Consider the following 16,267-nt stretch of genomic DNA (forward strand, 5'->3'; position numbering starts at 1 on the left):
GACTCGATAGCTCAGTTGGTAGAGCACATCACTTTTAATGATGGGGTCCTGGGTTCGAGCCCCAGTCGGGTCACAAATTTTGTGATTAACAAATTAAGTTTCTTGAAGCAATGACTCGATAGCTCAGTTGGTAGAGCACATCACTTTTAATGATGGGGTCCTGGGTTCGAGCCCCAGTCGGGTCACAAAAGGTCGAGTATTCATTTACTTGACCTTTTTTCTTTTTCGGCCATGTGGAGAAACGGTAGACTCGCCATCTTGAGGGGGTGGTGCTCGCAAGGGCGTGAGGGTTCAAATCCCTCCATGGTCACTTGATGGGACAAAGAAGAAATATCCTTCTTTGTCCCATTTTTATTTGGGTCTAATCCCTTGTTATTGTATCAATAATACTCACAACGTCATTTATCTTTGTGGTTCGAAACTGATTTTTATAGAATCGTGAAGTTTTCAGGAAAAATCGAACCAATCAAATCTCCAAACTTCGTCAATTCTACGACACAATAACATTCGCGGACGGCAATGTATGGTATGTTTTTAATATCATAATTTTCAAATTAATTATTTATTAAGTTTCATATTGTTATTTACTTGTTTTTGATTTATAGCTGAATAATCAAGAGTTTTTTGGACTTATTTTTTCTATTAACACAAAGACGACTTGGAGAACTCCATCGATAAATCTAAATAAATAATCTACCAGAAAATAAAAAGCCAACAAATATCTCATGAATTATAGTGATCTTTTAAAATAAAAAAAAAATGATTATTCGTAATCTTTCTTTGATTAAAAAAAATACATACTTTTACCGCCGAAAATAACCGAATTATACTACATGAAGAAACTCTACTTCTTACTCTTACTTTTTATTTTAACAATTTCTACTTCCGTTTACAGTTATAATCGTAACGATAGAAGTAATCACTTTAATAAAAATTACTGCAATTTTATAGCTCCAGGCGTTGATTTCAGTTTTACCAATGATGATGCCTGTTCCGGGACTCCTGTTACATTTACTCCCACTGTAACTGGCACTGCTCCTTTTACTTATAAATGGGATTTTGATGACGGAAGCACTTCTACAGAAAGTAATCCAAGCCATAGTTTTACGGCATTAGGTTGCGGTTCTCAAAATTTTAGTGTAAAATTAACCGTTACTGATGCCAATGGTCAAACTACTATCACAAAAACTGTTTCTGTAAAACAAAAACCGGATTTAAAATTTGTTGACCTGAATGCTCCTGGGTCTAATAAACCTTTTGAAAGATGCGGAGATAACAATTCAAATCCAAAATACACTATTAATGTTGGAAACAGTTCAAATTCTGCTTCTTGTATAACATCCTATAATGTAAATTGGGGAGATGGCACTTCAGAAACGAATGTTACTTTTCCAAAAAGTCATCAATACCAAAAATTAGGTTCTTTTAATATGGTAATTACAGGAGTTGGAAGCAGCAGCTGTAATAATTCTGCTACCTATGTAGTTAAAAATTCCAATAACCCAATCGGTGCTCTTATTGCTCCGGGAAACACAACCAATTTATGTATTCCTGTCGACCCAATGGATTTTGCTATTGGATCGTGGGCGCTTAATCCTTCAGACACCAGATATGTAGTTAATTATGGTGATGGCACTACTCAAAATTATACTCAGGCACAACTGGAAAGTTCTGTTTATTACAATAGACTGAACCCTCAGGCTTCACAAAATTTTCCTATTCCTCACAAATTTACAAGAGCCAACTGTCCTTCAGGAAACACGGTTATTTTAACGATTACAACATCTTGCGGCAGTACCTATCTTACTGCCGGGCCTATTATTATTTTAGATGTTCCTGTAATCAGTTTTAGCATTCCAACTGTTGCCTGTGTAAACTCAAGTGTTTATTTCAGTAATTCAACCTATGCAGGTTATACTAATGGCTGTAGTACTGTGAATGTTTATACCTGGGATTTTGGGGATGGAACAACTTCGAGAGAAGTTAGCCCATATCATTCCTATGAAGCACCGGGAACTTATAAAGTTACCTTAAAAGCTACAACCCCATGTGGTGTTGGATTAGATGTTCCTCCACAATATATATGTGTTGAACCTGTGTTACAGCCACAATTTACATTTGGCAACGCCTGTGCATCAGAAACAGTTCAGATAACCAATACTACCGATACCAATTTAAGCTGCGGCGTTTCAAGATTCTATTGGGAAGTGACAGGTTATACTCCAACCTATTGTGGTAAAGAAACCTCGCCCGGATCTGGAAGAGGACAGTGGAATTTTGCAAACGGAACACATTCCTATTCAAAAGATCCGGCTTTTAATTTTACAACGCCCGGCATTTATTATGTTCGATTAGAAACAATTAATTCTTGTGGAATTTATAATTACAGCACACAGGCAATTCATGTAAAAAAGAAACCTGTTATTTCTTTAAAACCAATTTCAGATTTTTGTAAATCGGCAACCATTTTTCCTGTCGGAACGGTAGAAGAAACATGTTCTCCATCTTCAGAAATCACATATGAATGGAGTTTCCCGGGAGGAACACCTTCAACTTCTACGTTACCTAATCCGGGAGCTATTAATTATACGAAAACCGGTAATTATAAAGCCATTTTTAAGGTTACAAATAGCTGTGGTACCACAGAAGTATCAAGAGATTTTTCTGTAGATATGGTTCTTTCACCTGTTATTTCTCCAAAAACAGCAAAAATATGCAGTGGTAATTCTTTTCAAATTACACCTGTTAGCAACGGGACAACAGACAATGTACCAACAGGAACTACTTATGTATGGTCTACTCCAGTGGTTTCTCCTCCAGGGGCAATCAGCGGAGCAACTTCGCAATCTACTCCAAGAACAAGTATTGGTCAGACATTAATAAATAATACTGCCAGTCCTGCAACGGTAACCTATACTGTATCTCCAATATCTACATCTTGTCCTGGACCTGATTTTACCATTACCGTTATTGTTGACCCTTTAATAAATGTAATAGAAACAATTAAAGGCGCTACTTGTTTTGGCTCAGCCAACGGTTCTATTTCTATAAATGTAACCGGAGGCATTCCGTTTGCAACCGGAGATCCATATAAATTTTCGTGGACTGGCCCTAATAATTTTACAAGTACAAGTGAAGATCTTTCTAATTTAAAATCAGGATACTACAATTTGAGAGTTATTGATAATGGAAATTGTCCTTTTGTGAAAAGTTATTATGTTCCTGAACCGGGATTATTTCAGTTTTTTCCAAACAAAAACGATATAACTTGTTTTGGATTAAATAACGGAACTATTACTTTATCAACTACGGGAGGTACCCAGCCTTATAATTTTGTATGGACAAAAGACGGAAATCCTTATCCGGTTAATTCTGGTAATCTGAATAATCTGGGACCAGGTGTTTATGCCGTAACTGCTACAGAAGCTAACAACTGTAATGTTCTTACAGCAAGTTATGAAATTATCGAACCTCCTTTACTGGAAGTAAAATGGGAAAGCCAGGTTGATGTTTTATGCTACGGATATAATACCGGCGAAATTAATGTAAGTTCATCAGGAGGAAGACCTGCTCATCGTTACAGTTGGACCGGACCAAACGGATTTAGAAGTAATCTTCAAAATATAAAAAACCTGTATGCCGGTACTTATAATTTAACTGTTACGGATAATTCAGGATGTACTGTTCCACTGACAGTTGAAATACTTCAAAACCCGGAAATTAAATTAGATAAAACAGTAACTCATTTAACTTGTTACAGTGTAAGGGATGGCGTAATAAAAATTAACAATATTACCGGTGGTGTTCCTTTTGCAACAGGTGATCCGTATATTATAAAATGGAGTAATTTAGGAACCGGAATGGAACAAACTAATTTGTCCGCAGGAAACTATTTAATCACCATTACTGACGCTTTAGGCTGTCCAAAAGAATTTCCGATAGTGGTCAATAATGCCCCTGTTTTTAAAATCGATCCTGACTTTCAAAATATTTCATGCCATAACGCAAACGATGCACACATCCGACTAAATCTTGTTGGTGGCCAGGCTCCGCTTAAATTAGAATGGAGTGATGGCTCTACCGCCGGAATTGAAAGGAATAATCTGGGCGAAGGAACCTATAAAGTAAAAATTACGGATGCCAAACTCTGTGTCATAGAAGCAGAATATATTGTTGTCAATCCGCTTGAGTTAGAAATAAGGGGAGATGTTTCAAATCCGCTTGATTGTGTGAAAGCAAATACAGGTGTTATCGATCTTGTTGTAACAGGCGGTACAGCTCCTTATACCTATGTCTGGTCTAATGGTGCCCGAACAGAAGATTTAAGTCAACTTACTCCTGATAACTATACTGTTACTGTAACAGACTCTAGAGGCTGTAAAAAATCAGATACCTTTCAAATTACGCGATTTGAACAGCTTACTCCAACAATAGAAATTTTAACTGATTTTAATTGTGAAACCAAATTTGTAGATCAAACATTTGTAGGCCATGTTAAAGGCGGTATTCCGCCCTATACATTAAAATGGTCCGATGGGGTTATTTCCGGTGTAAATGGTGAAATAATGAAAACCGATAATAAAGGACTAGTCATTTTTAGTGTTACCGATAGTTTTGGCTGCACTGCCGAGGTCGTTCATAATGTTAAAACACCTGTTTTAGGTACACCTGATTTCTCAACCAGCTCTATTGGTAAAGATGTGTATGGTTTATATGCGATCTATGATCCTGTTTTGTTTACAAACTTAGCTACAGGTGATTTTAATCATGTTTCCTGGGATTTTGGTGATGGCAATTTTTCAGATGAAGTAGATCCAAGCCATATTTATACGAGGGAAGGAACTTACACTATCAAACAATTGGTCACGTATCCTTTTGGCTGTCAATATTCTTATGAAGCTTCTGTAGTTGTTGAAAAAGGTTACAGTCTGATTATGCCTAATGCCTTTACACCAAATAATGACGGAATCAATGATTCATTTGCACCCGTGTTCACTGGTTTAAACAATGTAACCCTGGATATTTATGACACATGGGGAGGCATCATTTATTCAGAAACCGGAGTAAACATTCATGGCTGGAATGGAAAAATTAAAGATCTCGATGCTGAAAACGGTAATTATTACTTTAAAATATCAGCAAAAACTTTTTACAATCATACCATAACAGAAAAAGGACCACTCACATTAATTAAATAAAAGCAACAGAATAAGAAATGAGATTAAAATTACTATTTGTTATATTGATAACATGTTGTTTTTATACTAAAACAAGAGCGCAGGATCCTATTTTTACACAATATTTTTTAGTTCCGGAAACCTTGAACCCAGGTTTTAGCGGTTTTATGGAAACTACTTATACCGGAATTATTCACCGTGAGCAATGGCCTGAATTAGATTTAAGAGTTGATACAGATTATGCTTTTGTAAACACCTGGAGCGAAAAGATGCAGAGCGGCTTTGGCGTAAGCATATTAAATCAGAGAGAAAACGCATCCAATTATAATTTTACACAGGTTAATGCAAATTATGCCTACAGGGTAAGAATAAACGATGACTGGTATTTTAGACCGGGTATTGAAGCCGGTTTTGGATTAAAGTCATTTGCTTTTAAAAATTTATTACTGGAAGACCAGATCAACATAAATGGTCCAAATAATGCCAGTTCAATTGACCCATTGCTGGCAAACGACAAGATTACTTTTTTTGACATATCTGCAGGTATGGTTTTTAATACTGATGATCTTTGGATTGGGTTGTCTATGAAACACCTCAACACGCCCAATATTGCCTTTAGCACAAACGGAAACTTGCCTTTAAATACCTTTTTCTCGTTAAGTTCCGGGTATGAATTTCTGGTAGCTGATTATATAGATGTTTTGTTTTTTCCTTATGAAACGAAAATGTTTGTTACTTCAAACTACATGCAGCAAGGACGATACAACAGACTTGATATGGGCGCTTCTATCCTATTCGAAAAAATGTTTTTTGGAACTACATTCGTTACCAATCCTGCAAAAAACGGAATGAACAATCAATTACTTACTTCTGTTAACTTTTTTACCGGATTGCAATATGAAAACTTGCGATTAGGACTTTCCTATGATTTAAATACTACTAAAATAGGAAGAACTGGCGGGGTTTATGAACTATCACTAACCTATCAGTTTAATATGGCACGTAAATGTTTTGGCTGTCCGAATTACTCAGGAAACTAAGACTAAACAGTCCTATTTTGTAAAACAAAACCTCTTGGAAATAATTTCTCAAGAGGTTTTGCTTTTTTGTTTTAAAATTAAATTCGTCGGGTGTGATTCGTTTCTTTAATAATTATACACAAAGGTTAAGGCTCCCACAATTCAATTTTGTTACCTTCTAAATCCATGATATGTACAAATTTCCCATAATCATAAGTTGCAATGTCGTCAAGGATTGTAACTCCATTTTCTTTGAGCTGACTTACTAATGCTTCAATGTTCTGAACGCGATAATTAATCATGAAATCTTTTTTGGATGGAGAAAAATATTCATCTCCCTTTTTGAAAGGACTCCATTCAAGAGAGTTTATCTCCTCTGGTTTAGCAATGTTTCTGGATTCAAAACTTGATGTACCCCAATTACTGATTTCAAATCCCAGATTTTTAGCATACCAGTCTTTTGTTTCCTGCGGATTGTCTGAAAAAAAGAAAATCCCGCCGATTCCTGTTACCTTTGGAGGAATTGAGTTGTTTGTTTGATTTTTTTGATCTTTCATAGTTACTGTTTTTTTAGTTGTCAGTTTCTTTAGTTAACTTCACCTTTTTCCTGAAAATTTTCCATTGTATTTTTTAATTCTTTCAAATCTTTTGGAAGCGGATTTAATACAACTTCTTTATTTAATTCTATTACAACTTCAGATTCAATTCTACAGAAAACCCGATTGCATTCCTTAAAAAAGTGAAACTTCAAATTATCTAAATTAGGATTAGAAACATACAGTATATTCTCTAAATAATAGTTTTCAGAATCGTAATTTATTGACAACCTGTATAATGTTGGATCTCTTGGAAAATCTACATTAATAACGTTTTGATTTTCAAAAATAGTAAAAAAAGAAACATTCCATGTTCCATGTGAAAGTTGGATTTTTAAATCTTTATTGTATTCTCCACTAACAATAACTTTCATATATCTTTTTTATAATTTTTTAAAAGTACTTTCGAAATATTTTGGAATAGCAGATAAAAGATATTCCATTTCAAAGACAACACCATTAGCCAGCAGAGAATTTTTAATTAATTACCGATTACTTTGCCTTATTAAGAGAAAATTAGCAGCCCACTGAAAACCTATAAATCCAAATAGAAAAATTATAGCCATCATATTGTAAATATTTCCCGTCATAAAAGTTAACGCTATTGCAATAAGACCTGTAAAAGCCATTATTATAGTATATATCAATAATGAATATTTATATTTTGTAGGTGAAAACATGACACTGCATGGCAACATCATCGCACAGCCAAAAACAGCTACCGATAGAAATCTTTCATCAGGCAACGCAAAATAAAGCAAAACACCAACAACAAATATTGCTAAACCAGCTGCAACGAAATTAGAACTCTGTTTTTGCTTTTTGCTAAGTAATAACTGCCCGTATTTATTGAAACGGAGAAATAAATTACCAATTGGAGTGATAACCCATGTTGAATAAGCAAACAATGCTAAAGCAAATAATAACGGATATAAATACGGCTTAAGTGCCTCATTATTATCTGCCAAAGTCCTTAAGGCTCTAAAGCCTAAATAGAAACCAATAAGAACTCCCCATTGATATTTAGCCGTTAAGTTACCCATCCAAAATGCATATTTTAAGTAACCTCTATATACAGGATTAGAAGCTTTAATGGCTTCTAGCATTCCAGACTGTGCATAAGAAAAATTAGGATCACTTTTCAATGCTTCATTAAAATGTTCCAGTGCTTTTTTATTATCTCCTTTTTCTAATAAACTCCAACCGTAATTGGCATGCGTATAAGCGTTATTGGGATCTTCTCTTAAAGCTCCTTCAATGGTGTCAAATGATTCTTCACTTCTGTCTAATTTTAGTAATGCAGTACTTCTGGTGTTAAGGCCCAATAAGTTTTCAGAATCAATCTCCAATGCTTGATTCGCAAATTCTAATGCCTCCTCATATTGTTTACGGGACAACTTAATGTTTGCCAGAAAAGCAAAATAATCTGCATCATAAGGATCTAAAGTTATTGCCTGCATGATGTTTTGTTCAGCTTCATTATAATTGTCCTGCTGAATCGCAATTCTCGATTTCACATAAAACAAATGTGGTTCATCTGGCGCTAACCCAATTGCATTTTCAATTATAGTTTTGGCTGTATCAAATTTGTCCTGCTGTAAATTAACTTCTGCAAGCAGAGATAAAAAATAAATATTATTGGCATCCTCTGAAATTAAATCTTTCAATACTTTTTCAGCCTCCGTGTATTTTTTCTGTTGAATTAAAATAGTAACCTTTGATATTCTATGGTCTTCTGACATGTTATTTTTTAATTTTTAAATACGTTAGAATATCATCATACAATCCCGAATCATTTGCAAACATGGCAAAATTTCTGGCTGTCATAAACCACTCCTGTGTGCTTGCCTTGTGTTTTTTGATGGCGTTTTGCAAATCTTTTGTACCAATTGGTTTCGGAATACCATCTTCAAAAGAAGATTCTAATTTTTCTTCTATGGCAATATCAATAATAGCTTCAATATCTGCTCCTGAAAAATTTTCTGTCTTTTTTGAAATGTTATTATAATCAATTGCTTCTGTGGGTTTATTGTTCAATTTAAGCTTAAGAATTGATTCTCTTGAAGTTTCGTCCGGTGGGGGAACAAACACGATTCTGTCAAAACGACCCGGTCGTCTGAATGCGGGATCTAAATTCCATGGCGTATTTGTTGCTCCCAGTACCAATATACCTTCATTATTATTATCTATTCCGTCTAATTCCTGCAGAAATTGGTTAATTAAATGTCTCCCGCTTGATTGTTTCATATCGCTTCTGCTTGCTCCTAAAGCATCGATCTCATCAATAAATAAAACACAAGGCGTATTTTGTCTGGCAAGTTCAAATATATCGTGCAGGTTTTTTTCGCTGCTGCCAATCCACATATCCAAAATATCATTGAGTCCCACACTTATAAACTTTGCATTTACTTGTCCGGCTGTTGCTTTGGCTATATATGTTTTTCCGCAGCCAGGAGGTCCGTAAAGCAAAATACCGCCTCCTACTTTTTTACCATAAGCTTTATAAAGTTCGGGATGCTGTAATGGTTTGATGATTTTTAATTCGATTTCTTTCTTTACCGATTCCATTCCCCCAACATCCGAAAAACTGATAGTGGGTTTTTCGAGAAATCTGCTGTCTATTTCTTCATCAGACTCTATTACTTCGTTCCTTCCCTTTAACCTGAGTTGATTATCTAACTCTTCATCAAAATATTTTGAATCAATAGCCAATGCTTTTTTATAGGTTTCAACTGCCTTAGCAATTGAATTTTCTTTTAAAAGTCCTTTTGCATAGAGTGTAAAAACGTTTAAATCCTGAGTTCCGTTCTCAATGACTTCTTCCAAAATTACATTACACGCTGAATAGCTTCCTTTTTTAAAGAAAGTCGTGGCAAGCCCTACTTTTGCCTTAATGTCGTTTGTACTTCTTAATACGGTAAGAAATTCTGTTTCGGCTTCTTCAAGTCTGTTTAGATTGAGTAACGTTTCAGCTAAGAGAAGCCTTAAGGGTGTGTTTTCAGGAGAATGTTTTAGTGCCTCTTTTAAACTGTCAATTGTATTATCGTTCATATTTTAAAATTACTTTTTGCCTTTTAAGATTTGCATCAATATTGCCACAATATTGAAAAACGAAAATACAATTAAAAAAGATAATTTTACAAAATTTGTAAATAGCCACAGTACATTATCTTTTTGTTTTAATTATTTATTTTGTTTTTCAGATTTTTACATGGGGCCAATTTTCACCGCTTTTTATTCTTCTGATTTGCATTTCACTTACGCTAAATTGTTTTGCAATCATTTTTAATCTTGTTACCTGCTCCGGTCTTGCTAATATTTTTTTTATTAGGATCACTTTGGTTACGGTTAATTTTCTTCCGTTGGATTTTAAGTTGTGTTCAATTAATTTTTTTCTTGCATTAATTACGTTTGGGCTTATATTCCAAAAATCAAGCATTTCTTCTCTTGTTGCCCATTTTAAATTTCTATAATCGTCATTGTCACGTTTTCTGTCTAAATGTAAAACGTAAGTTTGCTCATTTGAAGTTTTTGGAATAAAATATTCTGCAACAAGTTTTGAAAAGAAAAAATGTTTGTATGTTATTTTTCCATTTTTGAAGATTTTATATTTGAATAATTTATATCCATCAGACATTCCTCCTTTCAATTCTCTTCCAAATGTAATATCATCTGTAAAACTTATCAATCTCCCTTTATTAGAAATAGCATAATGTAGTCTTAGCTTGTCTTCAATTTTTATTTCTTTAAATTCTTCATTTTGATAAACTTTAATTGGCATCATCAGTTCAGGTTTCAATTTAAATTTGATTTTCTTGCTGTTTTTATAAGTTGCTCAAAAACTGAAGATTAATGTTGTTAACCATGATTTTAAAAAGTATTTTGGAATAAACAAAAATACGATTTAAAACGATAATTACAATTCATTTAGAATGGCTTACGCATCACTTCACCGATGTTTTAACCGATTTTCATTATCCTTTTTATTAAGACAAAAAAAGCGGAAACAACTTTATCAGTTATTTCCGCTTTTAATACTAATTCAAATAGATTATTTACTTGAATTCAGGTTTTATTTATCTTTTATAAACTGTAATAATATTAGTCGTTTTGTCTTTTAATTTCAACTCTTTATTAGTAAGATTCATAATATCAGAAGTTGTACTTATATTACCAAAAGTGATAGTCAAATCATTATGAGATCTTACATAAGTTCCATTTGTTTCAGTTTTGTCACAATTATCATTATAATCGCCCCTAACTGCAACATTGCTCAATTTTAGTTCTAAATAATCTTTTTCAGTAGCACAATCTTGTTCAACATCACTTAAAACCTCTTGGCCTCCAACTATTCCTCCAATCTGGCTTAGCTCATATTTGCCCTGAATAGGAACAATTGTTTCTCCGTCATTATCGTCATTACTGCAAGATGTTGCTGCAAATAATCCAAAGCTTAAGGCTAATACGTATAAAAATTTTCTTGTTTTCATGTTTGTTTGTTTTTAAAAATTATGTTTGATTTATATTTACAAATCTACATTCGATGTAATTCAAATTTGTTTCATAATTTTCAAAATAACTTACATAATTGTCGTTTACATGATAAAATCTTAATATAACGTTAAATACATAGAGAATAAAACAATAAAACGACTAAATCAACTTTTAAGAATGTTGCAATTTTAAAACTTTGATTTAATCTAATTATTTTCAACCTGTTCAATATCCATTGTTTTTATTAATCCTTTCTGGAAGGTGTAAATATGCTTTACTAAACCGTCAAACATTAAATTTCCCTGTAAATCCTTTACATTTTGATGAACCTTTACTTCTAAACTTCCATTATCTCTTTCATCAAAACCAACTGGTTCTACCGTTGGATTTATCTCTGTCCATTGTCTTGTCCAGTATTCTTTAATTTCACGGTGTCCGCTTATGTAGCCTCCTTCCCATGCTTTTGACCATTGTATATCTTTTTGCATTGTTACTAATGCACCATCAATATTTCTCTCATTAAAAGCGGCATAAGCTTTCCTGATTATATCTTTAAATTGATTTGTCATTTATTATTTTATTAGATTATTAATACTGTAAATTCTCAGCTTCCTGTTTAGTTCATGTGGTGCTTCTTTGTAATAATTAACTACTTATTTTAAGTACAAATAGAATCGTTTGCATGATGATTCTATACAACAATCATTCAATTGTAATATTACAAAAAAGTAATATCTCCTTAATACTTATTCGCGCTGCAAACAAGCACACGTTTGAAGCGGAGTCTTATTTCTTCAAACTTATTCCAATCACATGTGAAAAAATAGAACGATTTTTTCCTGCAACTAATTAAGCAACGCAAAATTATTTCACATATTTATCAATAATATACTGGGTAACGGGTTTTAATGGTTTGTTATTTTCTGGGTGCCTCCCATGTTCATTAAAAAAATCTACTCCATTTGCTGACTTTGCATACCAAATAATAGCTGCCCCATTTTTATCAAAACAGGTTGTGGTATCACAAATATTTATCTTCTTTAGATTGACAAGTGAAGGATCTAAAATTTCGATTTTATTATAGGAACCAAAACCTTCTATTTTCAAATCACAATCTACAAGTTCGTAATGATCGCCTGACCATTGCATGCATTGTTTATTATTAGGAAAAATAAAAAAAATTACTGCAAATCCGATACATAAAACAATAAGAAGAGCCATTATACTGTGTTTTATTCTTCTATTAAATTTATTTTCTTTTTGTGCTTTATCATCTACAAATAAATTAACCGATTGTGAATCTTTTACTTCTATTTTAACTCTTATTTCTTCTTGATTATTAAATGATTCTGTTTGTTTAGAATCATCTATTTCTTCTTCATATTGCAAAATAAGTTTTTCCTCTTCTTCGATTTCATTAGCCTTTTCTATTTTATTCTCTTCTTCTTTACCATTATTTATATTGAAGGCAAAAGGAATTTTAGGGATAACGATGGGTTCTTCAATATACGTTATACCTCTTTCTTTATATTTTTGATAAGGCCTTGGTTGATAATCAACTAAAACTGCAGCTAGTTCTACAGCATAGCGATTAGAAGGGACTTTTTCTCCTTTTAAAAAACTTCCAATGGGCCGGAATCGATCTGTCTGTTCAGTAAAGCTATTTTTTTTATTTACATCAAATTCAAACCCGAAAAAAGATGCAAAACAATTCAGATCATCTTTACTCTCATTTGACCTAAATATTTCCCAGCATAATTTTCTAAGGTTCGCTTGTGACGGAGGTGCTAAAAAGTTGAAATAAACACCTTCTTTCTCTATTTCATATTTTACTTTGATCGCTTTTTTATAATCTTCAAAAGTAATGCTTTTCATGATGTGACGGGATTTTTTAGGATTTGACAGGATTTTATAAGATTCTCGGGAACGAGCAGGAATTCCGGGAATTCCTTGTCAATACAGGTTCAAAACCATCGTTACTTTGCTTCAATAAAATTAGTTAACGTTTTGATCTGCAGGTCAAAACAAATGTACAAAACTAGTTCAATTAAAAGTGCGGAAAACCGTAAAACGGACTTTATCCGGGAAGTATAAATAAAATTTTATAGTCCTACGCACTTCACTTCCCAAACAAAATTTGGTATTGCCATTACGAAATGATCCGGAAAAGTTCCGGACAGCAATACCCATGTTTAATTTTTAAATCATAAAAAGATGAAAACTTTATTTTTAATGGGAGTGTTTGCGCTATTGACTACTACATTATTCTCCTGCACAGCGGACGAATACGAAACTCAGGCAAAAAAAGAAATAACACCAACTTATGCTGATGACGGCCCTGGTGACTTACCAATAAAGGTTCCTCCACCACCAATACAATAATGCTGTCCTAAAACCTTAATTTATAATTAATTATTATTATTTTCGGGGAAAGTAACTTTTATGCTACGATCCCCTTTTTTTTATTTTCTTGTTTTTACATTTTTTCTTTCCTGTAAAGAAGAAGCAAAAAAACCTATTGATAATGAATTAATCCAAAAGGAAGCATTAAACTTTAGGCAAACAGGAATAAAAAGCTATGAAAGCAAAGACTACAATACTGCTTTTTATAATTTTAATAAATCAAAAGTTGCATTTGAATCAATAAAGGATAGTGCCAACATTGTTTTCAATCTTATTCAAATGGCATCTGTACAGCAAATAAATGGAGATTATTACGGAAGTAAAGGAACTTTAACAGAAGCCTTACCTTATGTCAAAAATAAGAATATTTACAGTGCCTCAATCAATAACTTTTTTGGAATTGCTGATAAGGAACTTTCTCTTTATCAAGATGCTATTTTTTATTATAAGGAAGCCATAAAAGATTGTACTGATGAAATATCAAAACAATCTCCTTTAAATAATATTGCCGTCGTTTATATCGAGCAAAAAGAATATGATAAAGCAATTCATATTTTAGAATCTATACTGGACAAAAAAATTATTGACGAAGATCCTGCGAGTAAAGCACGTATCACAGATAATTTAGGTTTTGCTTATTTTAAAAAAGGATGGCGTGAAAAAGGGCTTTTATTAATGCAACGAAGTTTGGAATCAAAAAATAAGATAGATGATCCTTATGGATATATTGAAAGCAACCTGCATCTGTCTGAATATTATTTAAAAACCGATATTGAAAAATCAATCCAACATGCACAACATGCGTATGACATTGCAACTAAATTTAATAGCATCGATGAACGATTAAAGGCTTTGTCTTTTTTAATTTATAATGATTCAGAAATAAAAAACAAAGAATATGCTCAAAAGTATATTTTTCTAAACGATAGTATAATTAAAGTACGAAACAACTTTAAAAATAAATTTGCCAAAATTAAATATGACTCCAAAAAAGAGAAAGACGAAAACCAAAAACTTCGTTTAGAGAAAGCAGAGAATTTATTATCTCTTCAGGAAGCAAAATATCAGAAAATAGTCGCTGGAATCGGAATCCTATTTTTAGTTATTGTAATAATAATTCTCATCAGATATTATAGCAATAAGAGCAGAATAGATAAAATAAAAACAGCATACGATACCGAAACCAGAATTGCCAAAGACATTCACGATGAACTGGCAAATGATGTTTTTAATGCTATCACTTTTACTCAAACCCAACCACTAGAAAGTAAGGACAAAAAAGATACCTTAATTCAAAAACTGGATCATATTTACACACGCGTACGTGGAATCTCGAGGGAGAATAATAATATTGATACCGGAACAAATTATTCGGACAACTTAAAAGAAACTCTTTATACTTATAATAGTGATTCCCGAAATATCCTTATTAGCAACATAGAAAAAGTAAATTGGGATGATTTTGATGAAACCAAAAAAGTTACAATTTACCGGGTTCTGCAAGAATTAATGGTGAATATGAAAAAACACAGTCACGCTTCAGTAGTCGTTGTAAAATTTAACAACATCCAAAAAAACATCTGTATAGACTATACCGATAACGGAAAAGGCTGTGATAAAAACAAAATCATAAAAAATGGTTTACAGAATATGGAAAACCGTATTCACGCCATAAAAGGAACTATTATTTTTGACACTGAACCTGATAAAGGTTTTAAAGTAAAAATAATACTCCCTAAATAAAAGCCATATGTTTAAAAAAGTAATAATAGCCGAAGACCTTGACGCCATGAATTTAGGAATTCAACAAGTTTTAAAAGATTTAAATATTGTCGATTTTCAGCATTCTAAATTTTGTGACGAAGCGTTTTTAAAAATCCGTGCCGCCATTAATCAAAAAGAACCCTATGATTTATTAATTAGTGATCTTTCTTTTAAAACAGATCATCGCAAATCAGACATTAAAAACGGAGACGAACTGGTACAAAAAGTCCGAACCTTACAGCCTGATATTAAAATCATTGCTTATTCTATCGAAGATAAAAACTTTAGAATTAAATCACTTTTTGAAAATGCCAAAATTGATGGTTTTGTTTCAAAAGGCTTACACAGTATTGAAGAATTAAAAAAAGCAATCCATATTATTTCGACTTCTGATCAAAAATATATTTCGCCCGAAGTTGCTTCTGCATTGCAAGACAAAAACAATTACGAAATAGATGATGTAGATGTTCAAATCCTAAAACATTTATCTGTCGGAACCTCCCAAGATGAAATTATAGAAATTTTTAAAAACTCAGATATCAAGCCCAACAGCAAAAGCGCTATAGAAAAAAGACTATCTAAACTCAAAGACTTTTTTAAGGCAAACAACACTGTTCATTTAGTTTCTATTACAAAAGATATGGGGATTATTTAATTTATCTCTTACAATAATCACTTTTTAAAGCTCCTTCAGGGGCTTTTTTTATTTCTTCATTTTAAAAATTTACGGATTATGGTTTTCCGTAAAATAATGGTTTTAAATAAGTTTAAGTTTGGATTATCAAGTCAATTTAAATATTAATTAAAACCTTTA

At 32.7% G+C, this 16,267-nt stretch carries 13 protein-coding genes and 3 tRNA genes; 8 read left to right on the forward strand and 8 right to left on the reverse strand.

Going from position 1 to position 16,267, the window contains the following annotated elements; all coding sequences use genetic code 11:
* From ACEN2I_RS18485 to ACEN2I_RS18505, 5 genes are all read left to right on the forward strand, one after another.
* A tRNA-Lys gene (locus ACEN2I_RS18485) sits at nt 1–73 on the forward strand.
* 39 nt (nt 74–112) lie between these two features.
* Nucleotides 113–185, forward strand: a tRNA-Lys gene (locus tag ACEN2I_RS18490).
* Between the two features lie 42 nt (nt 186–227).
* Nucleotides 228–310, forward strand: a tRNA-Leu gene (locus ACEN2I_RS18495).
* 523 nt (nt 311–833) lie between these two features.
* The gene (locus tag ACEN2I_RS18500) at nt 834–5,198 is read left to right on the forward strand and encodes a PKD domain-containing protein (RefSeq protein WP_441767576.1); all 4,365 of its coding nucleotides are present in this window, start codon (nt 834–836) and stop codon (nt 5,196–5,198) included.
* 17 nt (nt 5,199–5,215) lie between these two features.
* The gene (locus ACEN2I_RS18505; protein WP_441767577.1) at nt 5,216–6,217 is read left to right on the forward strand and encodes a PorP/SprF family type IX secretion system membrane protein; all 1,002 of its coding nucleotides are present in this window, start codon (nt 5,216–5,218) and stop codon (nt 6,215–6,217) included.
* 125 nt (nt 6,218–6,342) lie between these two features.
* Here ACEN2I_RS18505 and ACEN2I_RS18510 read toward each other — a convergent pair whose 3' ends face one another.
* The 8 genes from ACEN2I_RS18510 to ACEN2I_RS18545 form a co-directional block, all read right to left on the reverse strand.
* Nucleotides 6,343–6,753, reverse strand: coding sequence for a VOC family protein (locus tag ACEN2I_RS18510; protein ID WP_441767578.1), 411 nt, complete (start codon nt 6,751–6,753; stop codon nt 6,343–6,345).
* 29 nt (nt 6,754–6,782) lie between these two features.
* The gene (locus ACEN2I_RS18515; protein ID WP_441767579.1) at nt 6,783–7,166 is read right to left on the reverse strand and encodes a hypothetical protein; all 384 of its coding nucleotides are present in this window, start codon (nt 7,164–7,166) and stop codon (nt 6,783–6,785) included.
* Between the two features lie 111 nt (nt 7,167–7,277).
* Nucleotides 7,278–8,534 carry a tetratricopeptide repeat protein gene (locus ACEN2I_RS18520; RefSeq protein ID WP_441767580.1) on the reverse strand — a complete coding sequence of 419 codons (1,257 nt, stop codon included), beginning with the start codon at nt 8,532–8,534 and terminating at the stop codon, nt 7,278–7,280.
* 1 nt (nt 8,535) lies between these two features.
* Nucleotides 8,536–9,843, reverse strand: coding sequence for an AAA family ATPase (locus ACEN2I_RS18525; RefSeq protein ID WP_441767581.1), 1,308 nt, complete (start codon nt 9,841–9,843; stop codon nt 8,536–8,538).
* Nucleotides 9,844–9,991: 148 nt separating this feature from the next.
* Nucleotides 9,992–10,576, reverse strand: a complete 585-nt coding sequence (locus ACEN2I_RS18530) for an NUMOD4 domain-containing protein (protein ID WP_441767582.1) — start codon at nt 10,574–10,576, stop codon at nt 9,992–9,994.
* A 292-nt stretch (nt 10,577–10,868) separates the two neighbouring features.
* The gene (locus ACEN2I_RS18535; protein ID WP_441767583.1) at nt 10,869–11,282 is read right to left on the reverse strand and encodes a lipocalin family protein; all 414 of its coding nucleotides are present in this window, start codon (nt 11,280–11,282) and stop codon (nt 10,869–10,871) included.
* 210 nt (nt 11,283–11,492) lie between these two features.
* A complete protein-coding gene (locus ACEN2I_RS18540; RefSeq protein WP_441767584.1) occupies nt 11,493–11,855 on the reverse strand; it encodes a nuclear transport factor 2 family protein in 363 nt (120 codons plus the stop codon).
* 295 nt (nt 11,856–12,150) lie between these two features.
* Nucleotides 12,151–13,161: a hypothetical protein gene (locus ACEN2I_RS18545; RefSeq protein ID WP_441767585.1), complete on the reverse strand. Its 1,011-nt coding sequence runs from the start codon at nt 13,159–13,161 to the stop codon at nt 12,151–12,153.
* Nucleotides 13,162–13,518: 357 nt separating this feature from the next.
* On the opposite strand from ACEN2I_RS18545, the gene ACEN2I_RS18550 reads away from it, so the two are divergent.
* From ACEN2I_RS18550 to ACEN2I_RS18560, 3 genes are read left to right on the forward strand one after another with little or no spacing between them, the layout of a single operon-like run.
* Nucleotides 13,519–13,668 (forward strand): hypothetical protein, encoded by a 150-nt coding sequence (locus ACEN2I_RS18550; RefSeq protein ID WP_441767586.1) that lies wholly within the window; start codon nt 13,519–13,521, stop codon nt 13,666–13,668.
* A gap of 60 nt (nt 13,669–13,728) precedes the next feature.
* Nucleotides 13,729–15,432, forward strand: a complete 1,704-nt coding sequence (locus ACEN2I_RS18555; RefSeq protein WP_441767587.1) for a tetratricopeptide repeat-containing sensor histidine kinase — start codon at nt 13,729–13,731, stop codon at nt 15,430–15,432.
* A 7-nt stretch (nt 15,433–15,439) separates the two neighbouring features.
* Nucleotides 15,440–16,108, forward strand: coding sequence for a response regulator (locus tag ACEN2I_RS18560; RefSeq protein WP_441767588.1), 669 nt, complete (start codon nt 15,440–15,442; stop codon nt 16,106–16,108).
* The last annotated feature ends 159 nt before the right edge of the window (nt 16,109–16,267 follow it).

The organism is Flavobacterium sp. W22_SRS_FK3 (assembly GCF_052113665.1).
GTDB lineage: Bacteria > Bacteroidota > Bacteroidia > Flavobacteriales > Flavobacteriaceae > Flavobacterium.